The following is a 22,332-nucleotide window of genomic DNA, read 5'->3' as shown; positions in this document are numbered from 1 at the left end:
GATAGACTCATCTTAACGGGTATTTGGTAATAAAAAAGCGCCGCTAGGTTAACCTAGGGCGCTTTTTGTGAACAAATGTAATTAAACGTTACAGATGCTGTACTTCTTCGATTTCGTATACCACTTCACCACTTGGCACCTGGATGGACACTTCGTCCCCTTCCATTTTACCAATGATGGCTTTGGCGATGGGTGAAGCGTAAGAAATTTTCTTCTGCTTCACATCGGCTTCATCATCACCCACGATTTGGTAAGTCACGGTTTCTTCAGTCGTAACGTTGAATAAGGTCACTGTGGTACCGAACACTACCTTTCCAGTGTGAGGAATGCTTTTCACATCAATCACTTGGCATTCAGACAATTTACCTTCGATCTCTTTAATACGACCTTCGATAAAGCCTTGCTCTTCGCGGGCGGCGTGGTATTCCGCGTTTTCCTTTAAGTCACCATGTTCGCGAGCTTCTGCAATCGCTTCGATTACGCGCGGGCGGGCCACGGATTTCAGGTGGTTAAGCTCTTCGCGTAGACGCGCTTCGCCGCCCACTGTCATTGGTACCTTTTTCATTATTTCCCCAAATGTAAATCTTGTAGTCGTCTAACGACGGTCTCACCTTTTAGGCTGATCGCTAAGCTAGTCGCTTCGGCACCAGCAAGTGTCGTGGTGTAGCACACTTTACGCTGCAATGCGGTGCGACGAATCACAGAAGAATCCGCAATCGCTTGGGTACCGGAAGTGGTGTTAATGATGTAGTCAATCTCACCGTTTTTCAACATATCAACGATATGTGGACGACCTTCAGTGACTTTATTCACCTTGCTCACAGCAACATCGTGCTCGGCTAGGTAATCCGCCGTACCACCCGTTGCAACGATGGAGAAACCTTGTTCGATCAAGCGTTTCGCCACATCTACAGCACCCGGTTTATCCTGATCACGTACCGACATAAAGGCACGGCCAGAAGTTGGCAACACAGTACCGCCACCTAGCGCCGCTTTACCGAAGGCTTCGGCGAAGGTATCACCTACACCCATAACCTCACCGGTAGATTTCATTTCAGGGCCAAGGATAGGGTCAACACCTTGGAACTTGTTGAACGGGAACACCGCTTCTTTCACGCTGTAGTAAGACGGAATGATTTCTTCAGTGAAACCAAGTTCAGCCAAAGTTTTACCCGCCATTACCAACGCTGCGATTTGCGCCAGAGAACGTCCAATACATTTGGACACGAACGGCACGGTACGAGACGCACGTGGGTTCACTTCGATCACGTAGATTTCACCATCTTGCACGGCAAGCTGGGTATTCATCAAACCCACTACACCTAGCTCAAGCGCCATACGCTTGATCATGGTGCGGATTTGGTCTTGGATATCCGCAGGTAGGGAGTAAGGAGGCAAAGAACAAGCTGAGTCACCAGAGTGAACACCCGCCTGCTCGATGTGCTGCATAATACCACCGATTACCACTTGCTGACCGTCAGAAACACAGTCGATATCGACTTCGATGGCAGCGTTCAAGAAGTGGTCTAGTAGTACTGGGCTGTCGTTAGAAACTTTTACCGCAGAACCCATGTAGCGCATTAGCTCTGCTTCGTTGTAAACGATTTCCATTGCACGGCCACCCAGTACGTAAGATGGGCGCACCACCAATGGGTAACCGATTTGTGCCGCTTTCGCGATCGCTTGTTCAGTAGAGCGGACGGTAGCGTTGTTTGGCTGTTTGTAACCAAGGCGCTGGATCATGCTCTGGAAGCGTTCACGGTCTTCCGCACGGTCAATGGCTTCTGGGGTAGTACCAATGATTGGCACACCTTCGTTTTGCAAAGCGCGGGCGATTTTCAGCGGAGTTTGACCACCGAACTGCACGATAACGCCTTTAGGTTTCTCTTTGCGTACGATTTCTAGTACATCTTCTAAGGTAACTGGCTCGAAGTAGAGACGATCAGAGGTGTCATAGTCGGTAGATACGGTCTCTGGGTTACAGTTCACCATGATGGTTTCGAAACCGTCTTCACGCAAACCAAGGGCTGCGTGCACACAACAATAGTCAAACTCGATACCTTGACCGATACGGTTTGGACCACCACCAAGAATCACTACCTTTTCACGATCAGAAGGCGCTGCTTCACATTCATCTTCGTATGTGGAGTACATGTAAGCCGTGTTGGACGCGAACTCAGCGGCACAGGTATCAACCCGCTTGTACACTGGGTGGACGTTTACATGGTAACGGCGCTCGCGCAAGGACTTCTCGGTCACATGCAATAGATCAGCGATACGCTTATCAGAGAAGCCTTTACGCTTCAGACGACGTAGGTAATCGTAATCCATATCCGCTAAGCCTTTATCAGATAGCTCAGCTTCTTCTTTGATCAAATCTTCGATCTGCACCAAGAACCAAGGATCAACCCCAGTTACCGCGTAAACTTCGTCAACGCTCATACCGGAGCGGAACGCATCACCGATGTACCAAATACGATCAGCACCTGGGGATTTTAACTCACCCATTAGCTTTTCTTTGGCATCTTCTTTGGCGAAGTCTAGCATTGGGTTGAAACCGTCTGTGCCCGTTTCTAGGCCACGCAGGGCTTTTTGTACAGACTCTTGGAAAGTACGACCAATGGCCATCACCTCACCCACAGATTTCATTTGGGTAGTTAGGCGGTCGTTGGCAGTTGGGAATTTCTCGAAGGTGAAACGAGGAATCTTCGTTACCACATAGTCAATTGATGGCTCGAAGCTCGCTGGCGTTAGACCACCAGTGATATCGTTTTGTAGCTCATCAAGGGTGTAACCAATCGCCAGTTTCGCGGCGATTTTCGCAATTGGGAAGCCAGTTGCTTTCGATGCTAGGGCAGACGAACGAGATACACGTGGGTTCATCTCGATGACCACTAGACGGCCAGTCTTAGGATCCATACCGAACTGTACGTTCGAACCGCCTGTTTCTACACCGATTTCACGCAATACCGCCAAAGAAGCGTTACGCATGATTTGGTATTCTTTGTCGGTCAGGGTTTGCGCTGGTGCTACTGTGATGGAGTCACCGGTGTGGACACCCATGGCATCGAAGTTTTCGATGGCACAGACGATGATACAGTTGTCGTTTTTGTCACGAACCACTTCCATCTCGTACTCTTTCCAACCGATCAAAGATTCGTCGATTAGCAGTTCGTTGGTTGGCGAAAGATCCAAGCCACGAGTACAAATTTCTTCGAACTCTTCCATGTTGTAGGCGATACCACCACCGGTACCTCCCATAGTGAAAGAAGGACGAATGATACATGGGAATCCAACTTCGTCTAAAACCTTCAGCGCTTCGTCCATATTGTGGGCGATACCCGCACGTGGACACTCCAGGCCGATAGACTTCATTGCCTCATCGAAACGGTGACGGTCTTCTGCTTTGTCGATGGCATCGGCCGTTGCACCAATCATTTCAACATTGTACTTAGCAAGTACACCGTGACGCTCAAGGTCAAGAGCACAGTTCAATGCCGTTTGACCACCCATGGTTGGAAGCACCGCGTCTGGGCGTTCCTTCTCGATGATTTTTTCAACCGTCTTCCACTCAATCGGCTCGATGTAAGTGGCATCCGCCATCACCGGGTCTGTCATGATGGTAGCAGGGTTAGAGTTTACCAGGATAACGCGAAAGCCTTCTTCACGTAGAGCTTTACACGCTTGCGCGCCCGAGTAGTCAAACTCACAGGCCTGACCGATGACAATCGGGCCAGCACCTAGGATCAGGACGCTTTTTATGTCAGTACGTTTTGGCATAGTGTTCTCGTTCTCGCTTAGGCTTTGGTGGCTTTGATGTTTTCAATGAACTGATCAAACAAAGGCGCTACATCGTGTGGGCCAGGGCTCGCTTCCGGGTGACCTTGGAAGCTAAACGCTTTTTTGTCAGTGCGGGAAATACCTTGCAAAGAACCGTCGAACAAGGATTTGTGGGTCGCTTCAAGATTAGCTGGCAACGTTGCTTCATCTACGGCGAAACCGTGGTTCTGGCTAGTGATCATAACTCGGCCAGTTTTGATATCTTGCACTGGGTGGTTCGCACCATGGTGACCGAACTTCATTTTCACGGTTTGCGCGCCACTTGCTAGCGCCAGCAATTGGTGACCCAAACAGATACCGAACACGGGAATTTCAGTCTCTAGGATCGCTTTGATCGCGGCGATAGCGTAATCACATGGCTCTGGGTCACCAGGGCCGTTAGATAAGAAAACACCGTCTGGATTAAGCGCAAGCACATCGCTCGCTGGTGTTTTCGCAGGTACGACAGTCAAGCGGCAACCACGCTCAACAAGCATACGTAAAATGTTTGTTTTCACCCCGTAGTCATAAGCGACAACGTGGAATGGAAATTCAGCTGGGGTGGTATGTCCGTTCACAAGATCCCAAGTCGACTCGGTCCACTCATAAGATTTTTGCGAAGTGACTTCTTTCGCCAAGTCCATGCCTTTTAGACCAGGGAAAGCGCGCGCTGCGGCAACCGCCTCTTCCTCATTGATGTTATCACCGGCCATAATGCAGCCAGCTTGAGCACCCTTTTCTCGCAAAATACGCGTTAGTTTACGGGTATCAATGTCCGCAATCCCGACAACGCCTTTGCGTTTTAGGTACGAGTCTAAGGATTCTTGTTTACGCCAGCTACTTGCCAGTAGTGGTAAATCACGAATGATCAAACCTGCACACCAAATTTGGTTAGACTCTTCGTCTTCAGAGTTAACGCCGGTATTGCCGATGTGTGGGTAGGTCAAGGTGACCATTTGTCGTGCGTAGGAAGGGTCAGTAAGAATTTCTTGATAACCGGTCATAGAGGTGTTAAATACAACCTCTGCGGTTGAGGAGCCATCCGCTCCGATCGACACTCCCTTAAATATCGTGCCGTCTTCCAGAGCGAGAATCGCTGATGTTGCCAAAGGAACCTCCCGTTTAGAGCCTATCTATGGTTGCAAAAAAGCGAGACAAACCGGAGGTTTATCTCGCTTTAAAGAAATCGCGGTGGGATCACAGCTGAGTTCGAGCCGGTTATGGTCAGCTGCGACCAAAAAATTTGTCCAATTTTACTCTTATCTCGCCTAAGCGTCTATACGAAACCCGTCTACTTGCCCGAAAGAATCCGCCATTTTACGGCATTTTCCTTGACCATTAAGACAAGATTGAGCTAGCACAACAAACCGCTTGCTACCTCTTGAGCTTTCTCATAGCCCTCTAAATTTGCCAATACAGCCAATGAAAACGCCATCGCCATGGCGGGGCCTTGTGCGGTGATGATGTTGCCGTCCATAACGATAGGTTCATCGGTAAGATATTCCGCTCCTTTTAGATGCTCTTCAAAGCCAGGGTAACAAGTCGCTTGTTTGTCCATAACAAAGCCATGGGTTCCCAATACCAAAGCCGGCGCCGCACATATAGCAGCGATTAGCGCGTCTTGAATATCATGCTGCTCGATGAGATCAATCAATGCTTTGCTATCACGTAAATGTTCCGCCCCTGGCATACCACCGGGCAGCACCACAGCGTCAAACAGTTTCCCAGCAACCTCGCTAAGCAACACATCCGCTTCGATGCGACAGCCGCGAGCGGCAATGACCTGCTTCACGTCATGCACACTAGCGACGGTCACGTCTACGCCACCGCGGCGTAATACGTCGATAATGGTGACCGCTTCAATATCTTCACTGCCGTTGGCAATGGCAACTAGAGCCGTAGTCATGGGCTAATCCTCGTAGTTCAATGTTAAATTCATTAGTAAGGCGTGTTCATAGCCGCCGTCTTCTGTAGAGTAGTAATTTTTCCGGAAACCAACCGACTCAAAGCCAAATTTTTTATACAAATGGATGGCGCCGAAATTGCTCTCACGCACTTCTAGTAAACACTCACTTACTTTCTGTTCTTTAGCCCAGCTAATCCAAATTGCCATCAGCTGAGCACCGCCTCCCTGTCCACGAATATCATGGTGGGTTAGAATTAATTCCAATTCACTTTGATCAAATAGTTTGGAGCAGGTTAACCAGCCAACCACATTTTCCCCATTGAGCAGCACCCAATTCTGACGTTCAGCCAAAGCGTCGCTAACCAGCTTCGATGACCAAGGGTGTGGGTTATGGATTTGATTAAGCGCCTGTATAGATTCCGTATCAGCTGCTAGCGCAGCACGCAGGGTAAACATGATTACTCCTAAGAGAAAAAAGCGGTTTGCAATTGCTGCCATGCCTCTTTACGCAAAGCCGGGATACGCAATAGCTTGGTCAAACCGTCGATACGGGCAAGACGCACACCAGCCAAGGCTTGTCCATCAAGACCATCTAAATAAGCTTGGGCTTGCTCTCCTGCTACAATACACCAAGGCTGATCACCCAGTTGCCGTAACCCATGGGTTAAAAAGGTTGCAAAAGCGCCTAATGCCCAATCCTGTTTAACGATCAAATGGGGATTACGTAACGGTCCCGGCCAGACAAATTGGCTACGTTGCCATTCTTCGATATCCACTTTTAACAACGCCTTGGCAAGACTCAAGGCCAGCTGATCGACGGCCTCGTCTTGATCAAAGGCAAGTGGCACATCCGTAAGCAGGAATAATCGCTGGGTTAGTTGATACCCCAACATACGTACCGGGCGAGGCAAACCAACCGTTATCGGCGCATCATCCACTTCAATATGAACCGCTTTTTCAACAATGGGCTGCAGGTCTTCGACCAAGATACCGTCATCGGTGTTGAGCTGTTCTCGCAGTGATGCGACGGATTGTTGCTGCTGTTGGGGCGGTGCTTTGGGCTCATGTGAGGGCTTAGGAGGTTCTGCAAAGCTCGCTACTGTAGGCTGAATCGGTGACGGAACAGCAGACGCAACATCGGTCGCAGTGGGCCAAGGGGTGGTAAAAAAGTCCACCTGCGCAGGCTGGGGCTGCTCTTTAGGTAGCCAAGTCACTACCCCCATCTGTTGCAACAAGTAGATCTGCCGTGCCTGATCTGTGCTCATATTAGTTCCCCAGTCACTGCCCACCCTTAAATACCGAATAGGCTAAGCAGTCCCTGCAACGCAAGAAAGGCCATCACACCGGCTAAAATATCGTCCAGCATAATGCCAAAGCCGCCATGCACATGACGATCCACCCAAGAGATTGGCCAAGGTTTGAGGATATCGAACACGCGAAACAACACAAAACCCAGAATAATGGGGAACCAGCCTGCTGGCGCCATCCACATGGTAATCCAGAACCCTACAAACTCATCCCAGACGATACCCGGATGATCGTGAACGCCTAGGTCTTTAGACGTACGATCACATAGAAATACCCCAATGACAGTGGCAACTAGCAACATCATGAAGTAATTACTGTCCGACCAGTTTTGCATCAACAGATAAAGCGGAATCGCCGCTAGTGTACCAAAGGTACCGGGGGCTTTATCCACCGTACCGGAGCCACAGCCGAAGGCCAGAAAGTGTATCGGGTTACGCCAGACCGAATCCGGCACAACAGGTTTATTGCTCATGGGAAGTCTCTTCTAGTAATTCGTCGGTTCTTAAAAATGCTGCCAGCCCTGCAAATCCCCTTGATAGCCTTCGACTTCAAAACCAGAAGCCGTGATTTCGCCGATACGGGTACAGGGCAAATGTAAAGTTTGGGTGATTAACTGAATCTCGTCGCGCATCGCCACGGGGGCGGTAAAACACAGTTCGTAATCATCCCCACCGGTGAGGGCAAGGGTATAGGCATGATCGGGCTGCCACTGTTTTAAAGGCTCAGATACCGGCAAGCTCGCAAGATCAAGGCGAGCTCCCACTCCAGACGCCGTGAGAATATGCTGTAAATCTTGGGCAAGCCCATCAGAAATATCCATCATACTGGACACGCAGCGTTTCAATGCCATCCCCGCGATTAGGCGTGGCGTAGGACGCCAAAAGCGTTCATAGAAATAGTCAAAGCGCTCGTTAGTAACTTGCAGCTCGCCGGTCATAATCGGCACTGCGGCGGCGGCATCCCCGAGTAAACCAGTGACATAGATATCATCTCCCTGTTTTGCGCCACTGCGCTTTGGGGTTTGCTCCGCTTCCACATAGCCGTGCACCTGCAAAGTGATGGTCAATGCCCCGCGAGTGGTATCACCGCCAAGTAAGACCAAACCGATAGGTTCAGCCAGCTCTGCCATACCTTGCGCCAATCCTGCGAGCCATTGGGGATCAGACTCTGGCAAGGTTAAGCCCAAAGTAAAAAAAGCTGGTTTCGCCCCCATCGCCGCTAGGTCACTGACGCAGGTTGCCACCGCCCGATAGCCAATATCCACAGGGTCCGCATCAAATGGAAAATGTCGACCTTCAACGAGGGTGTCCATGGAAAACACCAATGTCTGACCGGCAGGTATTTGCACTTGGGCACAATCATCGCCGATGCCGAGCAGTAAATCCCCACGTCCCTCGATGCTGGCCATGGTAGATGCTTGGAAAATATTACGAATCAGCTCAAATTCTCGCATGGGGTATTGGCACCCTTCCCTTACGGTTTAATCGTTTAATGGGGCAGAGCATACCCGATTGCAGCGAGATTGTCAGAATCGGAAAAGGGTTATTTGTGGCAGGACAAAAAAGCCGAGTCAGGCATAACACCCGACTCGGCTTTGACAATACAGCAACGGCAAAGCGTTACATATTCGGATAATTCGGCCCACCAGTACCCTCTGGCGTCACCCAAGTGATGTTTTGCGCCGGATCTTTGATATCGCAGGTTTTACAGTGCAAACAGTTTTGCGCATTAATCTGTAATTTCGGCCCGCCATCTTGTTCGATAATCTCGTAAACCCCCGCTGGACAATAACGCTGGGCAGGCTCGGCAAAGCGGGTGAGATTCTCCCCTGTCGGGATAGTGCTGTCTTTTAATACCAAGTGACAAGGCTGGTCTTCTTCATGGTTCGTATTCGATAAATACACCGAAGACAGGCGGTCAAAACTGAGCTTACCATCGGGTTTCGGGTAATCGATCTTCGGCGCTTGATCCGCTGGCAACAGCTGAGCATGGTCCAAACTTGTGTCATGTAAAGTGAACGGCAGCTTAAATAGGTTTTGATCAACAAAGTTAAAGGCGCCACCCAACAAAGTGCCAAACTTATGCATGGCAGGGGCAAAGTTACGAGTCTGATATAACTCTTCTTTTAGCCAAGAGGCATCAAATAGCTGCGCAAAGGTGCTGTCCCAAGCTTTACTCTCATCTGCCAATACCTGAGCCAAGGCTTCGGCACCGATCATGCCGGACTTCATGGCAGTGTGAGTCCCTTTGATTTTGGCCACATTCAAGGTGCCCGCATCGCAACCCACCAATAGAGCTCCAGGCATGGTCATCGAGGGCAGTGCATTCCAGCCCCCTTTGGCTATGGCGCGGGCACCGTAGGACACCCGCTCACCACCCGTAAGGTACTGAGCCAATAATGGATGATGTTTTAACCGCTGAAATTCCTCATAAGGACTCATCCAAGGGTTTTTGTAATTCAAATCGACAATCAGCCCGACCATGACTTGCTGGTTGTCGCCGTGATAAAGGAAGAAGCCGCCACTAGCATCTTCAAGTGGCCAGCCAGAACCGTGAATCACTAAACCGGGTTGGTGCTTATCTGCGGGAATCTGCCACAGTTCTTTGATACCGATTGCATAATGTTGTGGGTCTTTGCCTTGATCAAGGTTAAAGCGCTCGATCAGCTGTTTACCTAGATGACCACGGCAACCCTCGGAAAACACGGTATAACGGGCATGGAGCTCCATCCCTTCCATATAGGTAGCAAGCTGCTCACCGCTGGCAGAAACCCCCATATCCCCGGTTGCGACTCCTTTGACGGAACCATCTTCATGGAACAGAATCTCAGCGGCAGCGAAACCTGGGAACACTTCAACACCCAGCCCTTCCGCTTGCTCCGCCAGCCAACGACAGAGATTTCCTACACTGATAATGTAATTGCCATCATTGACCATGGGCTTGGGCACTAAGGCGTGAGGGATCTCCCGTTCTCCTTGTTCACCTTTAAGCAGATACACTTCGTCTTTCGTTACTGGCGTGGTCAGAGGAGCCCCTAGCTCTTGCCAGTCTGGGAACAGCTCATTCAATGCCCGTGGTTCAAACACCGCACCGGACAAAATGTGCGCACCCACTTCTGAACCCTTTTCCAATACACAGACGTTGAGATCCGCATTCAGCTGTTTCAAACGAATGGCAGTGGAAAGACCGGATGGGCCTGCGCCAACGATTACAACATCAAACTCCATCGATTCACGCATAGGGTACTCCTCTTAAAACTATAGTTTTTCGATTAGCTCTGGTAGCACATCGAACAAATCAGCGACCAAGTAGTAATCCGCCACTTGGAAAATCGGGGCGTCTTCGTCTTTGTTCACCGCTACAATCACTTTAGCATCTTTCATACCGGCAAGGTGCTGAATTGCGCCGGAAATACCAAATGCCATATACAGCTCGGGGGCCACTATCTTACCAGTTTGCCCTACTTGCATGTCATTGGAGACAAAACCAGCGTCTACTGCCGCACGGGATGCACCTAGGGCTGCCCCTAGTTTATCGGCTAGAGACTCAAGTAGTGCAAAGTTTTCTTTGCTACCTACACCACGGCCACCAGAAACAACACGATCTGCAGCTGTTAACTGAGGACGTTCGGATACCGTCAATTCATCTGCCACCCAAGTCGATAAACCACTGCCCGCTGGCACGGCAACAGAGGTCACAGTAGCGCTGCCGCCTTGTGCGGAAGCCTTGGCAAAGGAGGCAGCACGTACGGTAATCACCTGCTTATCATCCAATGATGTTACTGTGGCAATCGCATTTCCCGCATAGATAGGACGTTGGAACTGGGTCGCGCTTAGCACACCAGTAATATCCGATAACTGGCCCACGTCTAGCAAAGCGGCTACACGGGGCATTGCATCTTTGGTGATGGAATTAGACGGCGCGACAATATGACTGTAATCACCGGCTAAAGAGATGATCAGCGCACTCAGATTTTCCGCTAACTCGTAACGTAAACTGTCATCTTGTGCCACCAATACTTGGGCAACGCCTGCGCATTGGGCAGCTTGTTCAGCCACAGCTGTAACCTCAGCGCCGGCAATTAACATGGCAATGTCGCCACCGATTTGCTGAGCGGCCGTCAACGCGCTCAATGTTGCTGGCGCCAATTGTTGTCCGTTATGTTCTGCAATCAATAGAGTTGTCATTTAAATCACCTTCGCTTCGTCTTTAAGTTTGCTGATCAATTCATCCACTGACTCTACTTTGACGCCACCACTGCGCACGCTTGGCACATCCACACGGTCAAGACGCATACTTTGCTTCACAGTCACACCAAGGTCAGCAAAGTTAGTCGTCGCGAGGGGTTTCCGCTTGGCTTTCATAATGTCAGGCAATTTGGCAAAACGAGGTTCATTCAAACGCAAATCGGCGGTCACGATGGCAGGCAATGCCAGGCGCACAGTACGTAAACCACCATCAATCTCACGGGTAACTGTGACTTGCTCGCCCTCGACCACCACTTTAGAAGCAAAGGTACCTTGAGGACGGCCAGTCAACGCTGCCAACATCTGACCTACTTGGTTGTTATCAGAATCGATGGACTGCTTACCCAACATCACCAAACCGATGTCTTCCTGCTCCATCAACTTAGCGAAGGCCTTCGCCACATGCAGCGGTTCAGCCACTTCATCAGTTTCCACTAAAATGGCACGATCTGCCCCTAGCGCCATGGCTGCACGCAGTTGTTCTTGGCTAGCGCTGGTGCCGACACTCACGGCAATCACTTCTGTGGCAACGCCCGCTTCTTTTAAGCGAACAGCTTCTTCCAGGGCGATTTCACAAAATGGATTCATCGCCATCTTAGTATTGGCAAGATCCACATCGGTATTGTCTGACTTCACCCGTACTTTTACGTTGTAGTCTATTACGCGTTTTACACCGACTAGTACTTTCATTGTTGTCACCTAAATCTGCTATTTAACTTGTCTGCTGACTATTTCTGCCTGTTGCCAACTAGGGCACGCAAATTACCCGCTCAGAAAATGGTTCCTGATAAAGCTCTTCCACTTGGTCCGCACGATTGGACTGCACATTCCGTTGATTCAAGGAACCCTTATCCGTTGCTTCATGGCGATCAAGGCTGGGGGGAACATGTTGTAAAATAATGCGTTGCACTACGGTGGAACCGCCAGTTCCCTGAGCCGCAAAGGCCGCCATTTTCTCGGCAAAGGCAGTACGCACCGCTTGATGGGCGACAAGCTCTTCTGGGGTTAACTCGGCTCCGCCCGCTACCAATGCCTCACAGTGCACCATGTCGGGAAATACCAACGCAGTAATGCATTCGCGATTCTCACCACACAACACTACGTCCTGAGCCAAAGGTGCTAGGGCACTGATAAATTTGCTGCGCAAGGTACCCGCACTAACCCAAGTACCGCTGTCGAGCTTGAAATCCTCCGACACGCGCCCATCAAACCGGAAGCCACGATTTGGGGCGTTTTCATCAATAAAGGCGAACGCATCACCAAGGCAGTAGAAGCCTTCTTCGTCGAAAGCTTTTTCCGACAGCTCAGGGTGACGCCAGTAACCCGGCATCACATTCACCGCTTTCACCCGAGCTTCGAGTTTGCCTGCATTCGGCACCAGCTTTAAAGTGATACCGGGCGCTGGCGTACCAATCACACCCGACGCGCTTTCTTCGATCGAGGCAAAGGTGATCGATGGGGCGGTCTCGGTACAACCAAGACCAGTCAAAATCGGAATCTTGTGGCCGGTATGTTTGATCGATAACGCATCAATATCATCCCAAATATGCTGTGCCATGCCGGCAGCGGCAAAGAACATAAAGCGTAAACGAGAGAAGAACTTCGCGGCTAACTCGTCATCCTGCTGCAGCTTTTTCACCAACAACTCAAAGCCTTTCGGCACGTTGAAGTAAACAGTCGGAGCAACTTCTGCTAGATTATTCAGCGTCTTATGGAACAACTTATCCGTAGGCTTACCATCGTCTAGATAGAATGAACCGCCGTTGTACAAAGCGATACTTACGTTATGGTTACCACCAAAGGTGTGGTTCCACGGCAGCCAATCCACCATGACTGGCGCTTCGTCTTTTAAAAACGCCATGGTTTCACGAATCATGACCGCGTTGGCACACAACATCTGCTGGGTGTTAATGACACCTTTTGGCATCCCTGTAGTGCCGGAGGTAAATAGGATCTTGGCCACTGTATCGCCAGTTACCGCTTGATTGCGGTCCTCGATAGCAACGTCAACTGCGGTATCCCAGAAATCGGTAAAGGCCAAGGTTGGGTTACTGATTTTCTGAGCTTCAATGTCACCCTCAATCACGGCCACCGGCACATCTGCTGCGCAAGCTGCGGCAATACCATTTTCATACGGCGCTAACTTGTCAACGACCACTAATCCTGGAGTCAATGTATCTAGTACATGTTTTAGCTTGGTGTAATCCGTCGCGATTAGCGAATACGCCGGAGATACCGGTGAGTGCGGTACACCAATGTAATAACCGGCCAAGGCTAACAACAAATGCTCAACATTGTTGCCACATAAAAATGCTATGGGGCGCTCGGCGGAAACATTCTGGGTTAACAACCAAGAGGCTAATTGCTGCACTTTAGTTAGTGCTTGGGCGTAGGTGTAGGTTTGCCACTCACCTTGCTTATCCCGCTGGGCGACAAACACGGTATCAGGGGTCGTTTCAGCCCAATAGGCTAAGCGATCCGTCAAACTGCGCGCGTATTCGCCAAGTGGCTCTTCACTGCGCACGATCATTTCCCCATTACTGCGCTTTTCGACTGCAACAGGAAAACTGACCACCTTGATTGGATGGAATTCGGATGTCATCGGTAACTCCTCGGACTTCTTATTCTTATTAATACAAAGAAGATCTGTGGCCCCTTCCAAGGGGCCTAATACTCATCAAAACCGATAAGCGTCAACTCCCTGCGAGCCGCTCATTACGGTTGTTAACGACGCCTGAGCGTGGGGTAAATGATAGCTGCTGTAATAGTCACACAATGCCATCACATTACCGAAGTAAGTCTCATCGTTGGCTAGCTCCCCATAAGCCGTAACAGCACTTTGCAGCAATTGCCAGCTACAACAAATACCGCCCATCGCCATTAGAAAAGGCACCGATAAGGCGTCTAAACCGGCATTCGACTGGGCTTCATCCAATAGCACTTGTGACAAACTTATCTCCAATTGCTCTAGGGCCACGTCAAAGCGACTGGCACTAGCCTGCAATGGCGCAATTTCACGAGCCGCCGCTAATGAGGCTTTCATGCTCGCTATCAAAGCTTGCACCGCTGCACCTTTGTCAGCGCGCACTTTGCGGTACACCAAGTCTTTAGACTGAATACCGGTGGTGCCTTCGTATATGGTGATGATGCGAGCATCACGCATGACTTGTGCAATGCCGGTTTCTTCCACAAAGCCCATACCGCCAAACACTTGCACCGCGGTACCCGCCATAATGTTGGCTTGTTCGGTGGAGAAGCCTTTAAAAATAGGCGTCAGCAAGGCGATTTGCTGGTGCATGGCACGACGCTGATCCTTGTCGTCACTCTGCTCTGCCACATCGATCATGGCAGCAATTTGATAGCCAAGTGCACGTAAACCAAAGGTTTCCGCCCGCAAGCTCAGCAACATACGTTTCACATCAGGATGTTCAATGATGGTAACGCGCTGACCATCGTAACCGGCACCTTGGACCCGCTCTTGTGCATATTGCAGGGCTTTTTGGAAGCCAAGTTCGCCCAAGGCAACACCTTGCATACCACAACTTAATCGAGCCTCGTTCATTAGCACGAACATCGCCATTAAACCTTGGTTTAATTCGCCGATGAGCTCGCCTTGGCAGGCATCGTTATCGCCATAGCTGATAGAACAAGTCGGGCTGCCGTGTAGGCCAGTCTTATGCTCGATACCAGTACAACGGATATCGTTGAACTCGCCTAGTGAACCATCGGCTTGCACTCGATACTTGGGCACGGCAAATAGGGATATACCACGGCTGCCCGCTGGTGCATCCGGCGTACGGGCCAACACCAGGTGAACAATGTTGTCCGCCATATCGTGTTCACCGTAGGTGATGTAAATCTTTTGCCCCTTGATCAGATAAGTACCATCTTCCTGTGGCAAAGCCTTGGTGGATAGCGCACCAAGATCCGAACCAGCATTGGGTTCCGTCAACGCCATAGCAACCGTCCATTCGCCGGTAACAATCTGGCTTAAATAACGGGCTTTGATCTCGTCAGAGGCAAATTTCAGCAGAATTTCAGAGCCACCTTGCGCCAACGCCGCAAACATGACGAACGCCAAGTTGGACGATAACCACATTTCATTGACTGGCTGGGCGATATACTTGGGTAGACCTTGACCACCGTATTCTTCAGGTAAAGCTAAGCCAATCCAGCCCGCATCGCGAAACTGGGCGTAAGCGTCTTTCCAGCCCTGTGGAGTGGTCACGTTTCCGTCGGCAAAATGACAACCTTCTTCATCACCCACCACATTCAACGGGGCAAGCACGCCACTAGCGAACTTGCTGGCTTCGTCGATGATGGCGTTGGCTAGATCAAGATCGAAATCCGCCAAGCTGTCAAAATTCGCTAGCTGCTGGGCTTGGTAAGCTTGCTGCATCAGCCATTGCATATCTTGGTAAGGGGCTTGATAGCTCATGGACTGCCTCCTACTTAGCCGCCATACGAATAGCACCATCTAGGCGAATCACTTCGCCGTTGAGCATGCTATTTTCGATGATCTGTTGCGCTAGCTGTGCATACTCATCTGGGTCACCAAGACGCGGTGGAAATGGCACTGCCGCCCCTAAGGATTGCTGCACTTCCTCGGGTAATACATCCATCATCGGGGTTTTGAATAGCCCCGGCGCAATCGTCATCACACGGATTCCGAAGCGTGCCAATTCACGGGCGATTGGCAAGGTCATAGAAACCACGCCACCTTTCGAAGCTGCGTAGCCCGCTTGACCGATTTGCCCGTCAAATGCAGCAACTGATGCAGTATTGATAATGACACCACGTTCTAAATTCGGTTGCTGCTCGTTGTGTTGCATTTTATCCGCCGCTAGACGAATCATATTAAAGGTGCCGAGCAAGTTAATGCGCAAGGCACGCTCGAATGTCGCTAAACGGTGCGGGCCTTCACGACCAACCACGCGCTCTGCACCTGGAATACCCGCACAATTGATCACCCCATGAATTTCGCCAAAAGCGGCGACAGCTTGATCTAAAGAAGCGGTCACCGAGGCTTCATCAGCGATATCCGTAATCGCGTACTGGGCCCGTTCACCTAAGTCACTAGCAACACGCTGCAAACCGGTTTCATTAATATCCGCTAGCGAAACGCGAGCACCCAAACGGTGTAAACGACGCGCTACGGCTTCACCAATTCCTGAGGCAGAGCCAGTAACAACAAAATGACGATCTTGAATTTGCATATTGAAACTCCCCGGGGATTACTGATTTTTCTTACGATTTAAGAAAGCATCGATGCGAGCTTTCACTTCGTCACTGGTTTGGGTGATACCGCAGATTAGAGACTCGGTGTATAGACCTTCTTCTGCCGCCATACTACTAATGCGTGCCAAGCCAGTACTCATTGCCCAGTTAGAGTATTTGGAGTTTTTCGCAATGCCTGCGGCAATTTCCTGAGCTTTAGCTAAGGCTTCACCGTTCTCAACCACATAGTGACCCAAACCGATGCGGTAACCTTCCTCAGCATCCACATCGCGACCGGTGAGCATCATTTCCGTCATGCGGCTTGTACCAATCACACGAGCAACGTTCACCGATGCACCTCCGCCCACGAAAATACCGTGACGGCCTTCTGGTAAACGGTAGAAAGTGCCTTTTTCGGTCACACGCACATGGGCACAGATAGCCAACTCAAGCCCCCCTCCGATTACCGCGCCTTGCATGGCTGCCACCACGGGAATACCGGAGTTACGAATGTGACCGAATACTCGGTGCCACATGCGAGAGTGCTTCACTACTTCAAATGGCTCACGGGCTTTGTGCTCAGCAAGGTCTAGACCAGCGCAAAACTCTGGACCGGCGCCAGAAAGCACAATGACGTTGACGTCTTCGGGAAGGTTGATAAAGGCATGCTCAATTTCTAGACAGAGAGCATCATTGATGGCGTTTTTCTTTTCTGGTCGGTTCAAGCGAAGATGACCAACGCCATTCTCAGCGGAAAATTGGATGTATTGGTACGTTGTCATTAGCGCGCCTCTATTTTTATGTTTATGGGCTAAGCAGACTCTAATAAGCCCACCTGTTATTTATCTTAAACAAATAATAGTTGTACTACTAAACAAATGTCAAACTCAACTATTGTGTTTCTTCAAAAAAAAGCCACACCGAAGCGTGGCTGAAAAATCGTCACCAAAACGATTAACGGTCACTCACTCGCAACACCACTGCCATACCGGTATCACCCGCTGCACAGCCGGTAAACAGACCATAGCCACCACCCCGCAACACCAATTCCTCGATCATTTCGATCATGGCGCGCAAGCCAGTTGGGCCCTGTGGGTGCCCCCAAATTAAAGAACAGCCGTAGTTATTCATCTGCATCACGTCTACACCAAGGGCTTTAGCAAAGGCCACATCATTTACCGCAAACGGGTTATGGGTTTTGATCGCATCGACTTGATCGATACTAATGCCAGCGTTTTGTAGAGCACGACGAGCCGCCTCAATTGGCGCTGCCGGCATATAAGCCAAGTCATCACGGGCCTGACCAAAGCCAAGCACTTCCACCTTGATCGAGGCATCAGTAGCCAACTCTGCTGCACGATCGCTGGAACAAACGATTGCTGCTGCGTTACCGTCCGCCGGGTGGGTTTGGTTACCAAAGGTAATCACACCGCCCTCTTGTACTGGACGGAGTTTCGCCAAACCTTCTGCTGTAGTTGGAAATACCCCTTCGTCTCCGGTCATGACACAGGCTTCTTTTTGGAAGTTTGGTGTCGGCACAGAAAGTGGCAAGGTCATGTAGCGTTTCTGGAAGGCTTGATCGTCTTTCAACGCTTCTTGATATTGCTCGTAACGGCGCAGAGTCACTGCATCCAGTTCTTCACGAGTGATATCAAAGCGACGAGCGACGTTTTCACCGGTCTGCATCATGGAATGTCCGCCCATGGGGTCGTTCATCATGTTGTAGAACACTTGATCTTCCGATTCACCGGCACCGCCAATACCTTTGGGATTCGGGTAAACTATGTGGGGGCCATTAGAGCAACGGTCCGCTGCTAAGAATAAAGCCACGTTAGCCATGCCCGACATCACTTCTGATGCGGCCGCAAACAAACCACGGGCACTGGTAGCACACACCTGATTCACCGCGTGACCGGGAGTATGAGTTGCCCCCAAATCATGTAGCGGCCAAGGAGCACCATTAAAAGATTGGTATTGGTTTATCGTCATCCCCAACACACCCGAATCAAATACGGTTGGGTCAATATTGCGCTTGGCAAGCTCTTGCTTTGCTACGTGAGCCGCAAATTTCATCGAGTGCAGGTACTGCAACGAACCCTGCCACTTGGCAAATGGGGTACTCCAGTAAGCACCGTAAGGGATTTCTACATTTTGCATAGCCATATCTAAACTCCGTTATTCTTGTTATTGGATTAAGCTGATTACTGGGCATCCATTTGAGCCGCTAACCCGCCCCAAGCTTCTTGGAAAATTTCTGCCGGCATGGTTTTCAAGTCGTCTGCGATGATCGGGGTGAACTCCATCATACTCAGCACATCTTTTTCCAGATCCAATCCCGGTGCCACCTCGGTTAACACCACGCCTTCTTGGCGCAGTTCCAACACACAGCGCTCGGTCACAAATAAAACCGGCTTGTTATTGGCACGGGCAAACTCACCACTAAAGGTAATGTGGTCTACTTGTTGTACGAATTTACGGGTGCGCCCTTCTTCAACGACCGACACTTTGCCGTCAGCGAAGGCCAGCTTGGCGCCATTCACTAGGGTGCCGCAGAAGACAATTTTCTTGGCGCTTTGGGAGATATTGATAAAGCCGCCAGGGCCAACTACTTTCGGGCCGAACTTACTTACGTTCAAGTTGCCGTGCTGATCCGCCTGCGCCAAACCAAGGAAGGCAATGTCTAAACCACCACCATCGTAGAAATCGAACTGGGCTTCGTGCTCAATAATCGCCTCAGCGTTCCAGGCTGCACCAAAGTCTCCGCCAGAAGCAGGGATACCACCGTAAGTACCCAATTCGGTAGTCAGCATAAAGCGACCGGCGACACCTTCTTCCGCAGCCACGGACGCAACCCCATCAGGCATACCAATACCTAAGTTAACGATAGCGTTGTCAGATAATTCTAAAGCGGCACGGCGGGCAATAATTTTGCGCTCGCCAAATGGAATTGGCGGGATCGCATTCAGTGGCACTTTGGCATTACCAGCAAGGGATGGGTTATAAACTGTGGCGATGGTTTGCATGTGCTGTTCAGCAGGCGCTACGGTAACGTAATCCACCAAAACGCCAGGAACTTTGACATCTTTTGGTTTCAGGGTTTTGGCTTCAGCTAGGTATTTCACCTGGGCAATAACGATACCACCACGGTTACGGGCCGCTTGAGCCATCGGCAGGATTTCCGCCAACATGGCTTCCTCTTCGACGGATAGGTTGCCATTTTCATCCGCCGTGGTCGCACGAATCACTACCACATCAAGGGGGAAGGTTTTGTAAAGCAGCCATTCTTCGTTTTCGATTTCAATGCGCTTCACGAGGTCTTCAGTGGCTAGCGACGTAACCTTGCCACCGCTCACCAATGGATCTACATAGGTGCCCATACCGATTTTGGTGATGACGCCAGGCTTATTACCGGCGATCTGACGCCACATGGTGGTTAGTACGCCCTGAGGTAGCAGGTAAGCCTCGATAGCGTCTTTCGCCACCAACTCCGCCATTTTTGGTGCTTGGCCGGTATGGCCAGAAATCAAGCGTTTAACTAGACCCACATGAGCAAGGTGCGACATACCACCATTTTTACCGTCCCCACAACCACAGTCATGGATCAAAGTCAGATTTTTGGGGTAGCCTGTGTCGAGGTAGCGTTGCTCTAGTTTAGTGGCAATCGCTTCGGCAAAAAATGACATACCGACCGTGGACCAAGCGACAGAATCGCCGTCTTTAATCAGTGCCGCAGCTTCATCGATCGTTATTACTTTACTCATGTGTCACCTGCTGTTGTTAGTTTTGTTAGGCGTGCGAGCTATTGATTCTACAAGCTCGTCTAAATCATTATTTTTTGTTGTACACTACAACTATTTATTTTTCAAATAATTTGTTTTCTCGTTGGACAAATTTATACCGCGAAAATAGGTTTTTAGAGGGCATTCTCTTTTTGTTATGGATTAGTCAAAAATTTTATAAAGATAATTGTTGAACAGCTAAACAATTTATGCCAGAAATATATTAACCGCAGCCAGACAGGACTGACGGCAAACAATAATCTCTTATAAAAAGAAAAATGTGAGGTGGACAAATGAAGTACGTAGGACGCAAAAGCCTAGGCCTGATTGCAGGCGCAGTACTCTCCTTCAATGCCATGGCGGAAGCGGATTACACGCTGAAGCTGCACCATTTCTTACCGCCGATGTCGATGGCACATACCCAATTCCTACAGCCTTGGGCAGAAAAGGTGGAAGCGGAATCCAATGGTCGTATCGATATCGAACTGTTCCCAGCCATGCAACTCGGTGGTAAACCACCACAACTGTTCGACCAAGTACGCAAAGGCATTTCTGACATTACTTGGACTGTGGGTGGCTATACCCCTGGTCGTTTTCCGAAAGCCACTGTTTTCGAATTACCTTTTATGCCAGGTACTGCCAAAGCAACCAGCATGGCACTACAAGAATACGCTGAACAGGAAATGCAAGAAGAGCTCAAAGATGTCCATGTGTTAGCCATGCACACCCATGCTCCTGGATCACTTCACTCTCGCGAAAAAGCGATCAAGACTGCGGCAGACTTAGATGGTTTGAAAGTCCGCGCACCAAACAAAGTGATGGCGGAAGCATTCAAGTTGATGAATGCGAACACTCTTTTCATGCCGGTCACTGAAATGCCTAGCGCTATTTCCAAAGGCGTGCTGGATGTATCCGCCTTGCCTTACGAAGTGGTGCTGCCGACCAAAATTTATGAGCTGGTAAAACACCACACTGAGATCAAGGGAGATCGAGGTTTATATGCTCAGTTCTTCATTTTCGCCATGAATAAAGACGTCTATGAGTCGATGCCAGCGGATCTACAAAAAGTGATTGACGACAACTCGGGTATCACCCTAGCAGGCCATATCGGCGATCTGTTCGATAACTATGAGGTATTTGCTCGCAAGTATGCCGTCGATAACGGTAATTCTTTTGACTACATTCAAGGAGCAGAATATGACCAGTGGCAACAGCAACTGGCTCCGGTAAGAGCACAGTGGATCGAAGAAATGAATGACGATGGCTACGACGCAAAACGTCTATTAGACAAAGCGGAAGGCCTGATTAAAAAATACGAATCGATGTAAATTCGAGCTGGTGAAGACGCATGAAGCTTTACATAGTTGATGTATTTGGAGCAGCCCTTAGGAGACTTTCCTACTGGTTTGCTCTACTAGGGGGCCTAATCATGCTGTCGCTGGCGATCACTACGGTCGTCAGCATCATCGGCAGAACCTTTTTTGGCCAGTCGGTAGAAGGTGATTATGAGCTGACGGAAGTTGGCTTAGCCATATCGGTATTTTTGTTTCTACCGGAGTGCTACTTGCGTAAGGGTCATGTGATCGTCGACCTTTTCACTTCTGGCTGTCATCCGAATACGATTCGCCTGTTAGATAACACTGGGCATTTGCTATTTACCTTAGTGTCTGCGCTGTTCGTTTATCGTATGGCGTTAAGTGGTATGGAATCCAAAGAATATTGGGAACAAACCATGATCTTAGAGTTGCAGATCTGGTGGGTTTATCTTGTGGGTGTCGTTAGTTTTTCAGTTTGTACCCTCTGTGGTTTAGTACAACTGCTCAGCCGTCGAGAGGATGACATTTATGAGTAATATCCAGCTCGCTTTTCTCATGATGGGCATACTACTCGTTTTAATGAGTATTCGTATTCCGATTGCTTTGGCCATGTTGGCCTGCGGTAGCGTGGGATACGCTTTCATTGGTGCGTATTTCGGTTTGTCTGGCCACCGATTCCGGTATCATTCAGCCACGCGTTTCGGTGTGATCCGGCCAGCTTGATCTGATCTTCGTTTCTG

19 protein-coding genes are annotated in these 22,332 nt (G+C 49.8%); 2 read left to right on the top strand and 17 right to left on the bottom strand.

Translation table 11 applies throughout. The annotated features are described in order from the left end of the window. Positions 1-88: 88 nt before the first annotated feature. The 17 genes from greA to FJM67_RS11495 all read right to left on the bottom strand — a co-directional run bounded on the left by greA (position 89) and on the right by FJM67_RS11495 (position 20,258). Complete coding sequence (gene greA, locus FJM67_RS11575) at positions 89-565, bottom strand: transcription elongation factor GreA (protein WP_140589461.1); 477 nt, start codon at positions 563-565, stop codon at positions 89-91. Then, on the bottom strand, positions 565-3,780 hold the full coding sequence (gene carB / locus FJM67_RS11570) for a carbamoyl-phosphate synthase large subunit (RefSeq protein WP_140589459.1): 3,216 nt from the start codon (positions 3,778-3,780) through the stop codon (positions 565-567). The genes greA and carB overlap by 1 nt, the downstream gene beginning before the upstream one ends. 17 nt (positions 3,781-3,797) lie before the next feature. Further along, on the bottom strand, positions 3,798-4,928 hold the full coding sequence (carA, locus tag FJM67_RS11565; protein WP_140589458.1) for a glutamine-hydrolyzing carbamoyl-phosphate synthase small subunit: 1,131 nt from the start codon (positions 4,926-4,928) through the stop codon (positions 3,798-3,800). Between the two features lie 245 nt (positions 4,929-5,173). Beyond that, positions 5,174-5,725 carry a DJ-1 family glyoxalase III gene (locus FJM67_RS11560; protein WP_140589456.1) on the bottom strand — a complete coding sequence of 184 codons (552 nt, stop codon included), beginning with the start codon at positions 5,723-5,725 and terminating at the stop codon, positions 5,174-5,176. Positions 5,726-5,728: 3 nt separating this feature from the next. After that, positions 5,729-6,181: a ribosomal protein S18-alanine N-acetyltransferase gene (rimI, locus tag FJM67_RS11555; protein WP_181161485.1), complete on the bottom strand. Its 453-nt coding sequence runs from the start codon at positions 6,179-6,181 to the stop codon at positions 5,729-5,731. Between the two features lie 8 nt (positions 6,182-6,189). Beyond that, positions 6,190-6,990, bottom strand: coding sequence for a hypothetical protein (locus tag FJM67_RS11550; RefSeq protein WP_140589453.1), 801 nt, complete (start codon positions 6,988-6,990; stop codon positions 6,190-6,192). A 26-nt stretch (positions 6,991-7,016) separates the two neighbouring features. After that, positions 7,017-7,505 carry a phosphatidylglycerophosphatase A family protein gene (locus FJM67_RS11545; RefSeq protein ID WP_140589451.1) on the bottom strand — a complete coding sequence of 163 codons (489 nt, stop codon included), beginning with the start codon at positions 7,503-7,505 and terminating at the stop codon, positions 7,017-7,019. 30 nt (positions 7,506-7,535) lie between these two features. Then, positions 7,536-8,486 (bottom strand): thiamine-phosphate kinase, encoded by a 951-nt coding sequence (gene thiL, locus FJM67_RS11540; protein WP_140589449.1) that lies wholly within the window; start codon positions 8,484-8,486, stop codon positions 7,536-7,538. Positions 8,487-8,652: 166 nt separating this feature from the next. Continuing rightward, a complete protein-coding gene (locus tag FJM67_RS11535; RefSeq protein ID WP_140589448.1) occupies positions 8,653-10,272 on the bottom strand; it encodes an electron transfer flavoprotein-ubiquinone oxidoreductase in 1,620 nt (539 codons plus the stop codon). A gap of 18 nt (positions 10,273-10,290) precedes the next feature. Continuing rightward, on the bottom strand, positions 10,291-11,220 hold the full coding sequence (locus FJM67_RS11530) for an electron transfer flavoprotein subunit alpha/FixB family protein (protein ID WP_140589446.1): 930 nt from the start codon (positions 11,218-11,220) through the stop codon (positions 10,291-10,293). Next, entirely contained in the window at positions 11,221-11,970 is a 750-nt protein-coding gene (locus FJM67_RS11525) for an electron transfer flavoprotein subunit beta/FixA family protein (protein WP_140589444.1), read from the bottom strand. It lies immediately after the preceding gene. A 58-nt stretch (positions 11,971-12,028) separates the two neighbouring features. Continuing rightward, positions 12,029-13,882, bottom strand: a complete 1,854-nt coding sequence (locus FJM67_RS11520) for a feruloyl-CoA synthase (protein ID WP_140589443.1) — start codon at positions 13,880-13,882, stop codon at positions 12,029-12,031. 75 nt (positions 13,883-13,957) lie between these two features. Further along, positions 13,958-15,718 (bottom strand): acyl-CoA dehydrogenase, encoded by a 1,761-nt coding sequence (locus FJM67_RS11515; protein ID WP_181161484.1) that lies wholly within the window; start codon positions 15,716-15,718, stop codon positions 13,958-13,960. 10 nt (positions 15,719-15,728) lie between these two features. Continuing rightward, positions 15,729-16,496: a 3-hydroxyacyl-CoA dehydrogenase gene (locus tag FJM67_RS11510; RefSeq protein ID WP_140589439.1), complete on the bottom strand. Its 768-nt coding sequence runs from the start codon at positions 16,494-16,496 to the stop codon at positions 15,729-15,731. Between the two features lie 18 nt (positions 16,497-16,514). After that, positions 16,515-17,279 (bottom strand): crotonase/enoyl-CoA hydratase family protein, encoded by a 765-nt coding sequence (locus tag FJM67_RS11505; RefSeq protein WP_140589438.1) that lies wholly within the window; start codon positions 17,277-17,279, stop codon positions 16,515-16,517. Positions 17,280-17,451: 172 nt separating this feature from the next. Further along, positions 17,452-18,660 carry a thiolase family protein gene (locus FJM67_RS11500; protein ID WP_140589436.1) on the bottom strand — a complete coding sequence of 403 codons (1,209 nt, stop codon included), beginning with the start codon at positions 18,658-18,660 and terminating at the stop codon, positions 17,452-17,454. Positions 18,661-18,698: 38 nt separating this feature from the next. Further along, complete coding sequence (locus FJM67_RS11495; protein ID WP_140589435.1) at positions 18,699-20,258, bottom strand: acyl CoA:acetate/3-ketoacid CoA transferase; 1,560 nt, start codon at positions 20,256-20,258, stop codon at positions 18,699-18,701. A gap of 311 nt (positions 20,259-20,569) precedes the next feature. On the opposite strand from FJM67_RS11495, the gene FJM67_RS11490 reads away from it, so the two are divergent. Both FJM67_RS11490 and FJM67_RS11485 read left to right on the top strand, forming a co-directional pair. Next, the gene (locus FJM67_RS11490; RefSeq protein ID WP_140589433.1) at positions 20,570-21,604 is read left to right on the top strand and encodes a TRAP transporter substrate-binding protein; all 1,035 of its coding nucleotides are present in this window, start codon (positions 20,570-20,572) and stop codon (positions 21,602-21,604) included. 20 nt (positions 21,605-21,624) lie between these two features. Further along, complete coding sequence (locus FJM67_RS11485; protein WP_140589431.1) at positions 21,625-22,128, top strand: TRAP transporter small permease; 504 nt, start codon at positions 21,625-21,627, stop codon at positions 22,126-22,128. Positions 22,129-22,332: the final 204 nt, after the last annotated feature.

The organism is Maribrevibacterium harenarium (assembly GCF_006385675.1).
Taxonomy (GTDB): Bacteria; Pseudomonadota; Gammaproteobacteria; order Pseudomonadales; family Marinomonadaceae; genus Marinomonas; species Marinomonas harenarium.
This window is presented reverse-complemented; position numbering and strand designations above follow the sequence as displayed.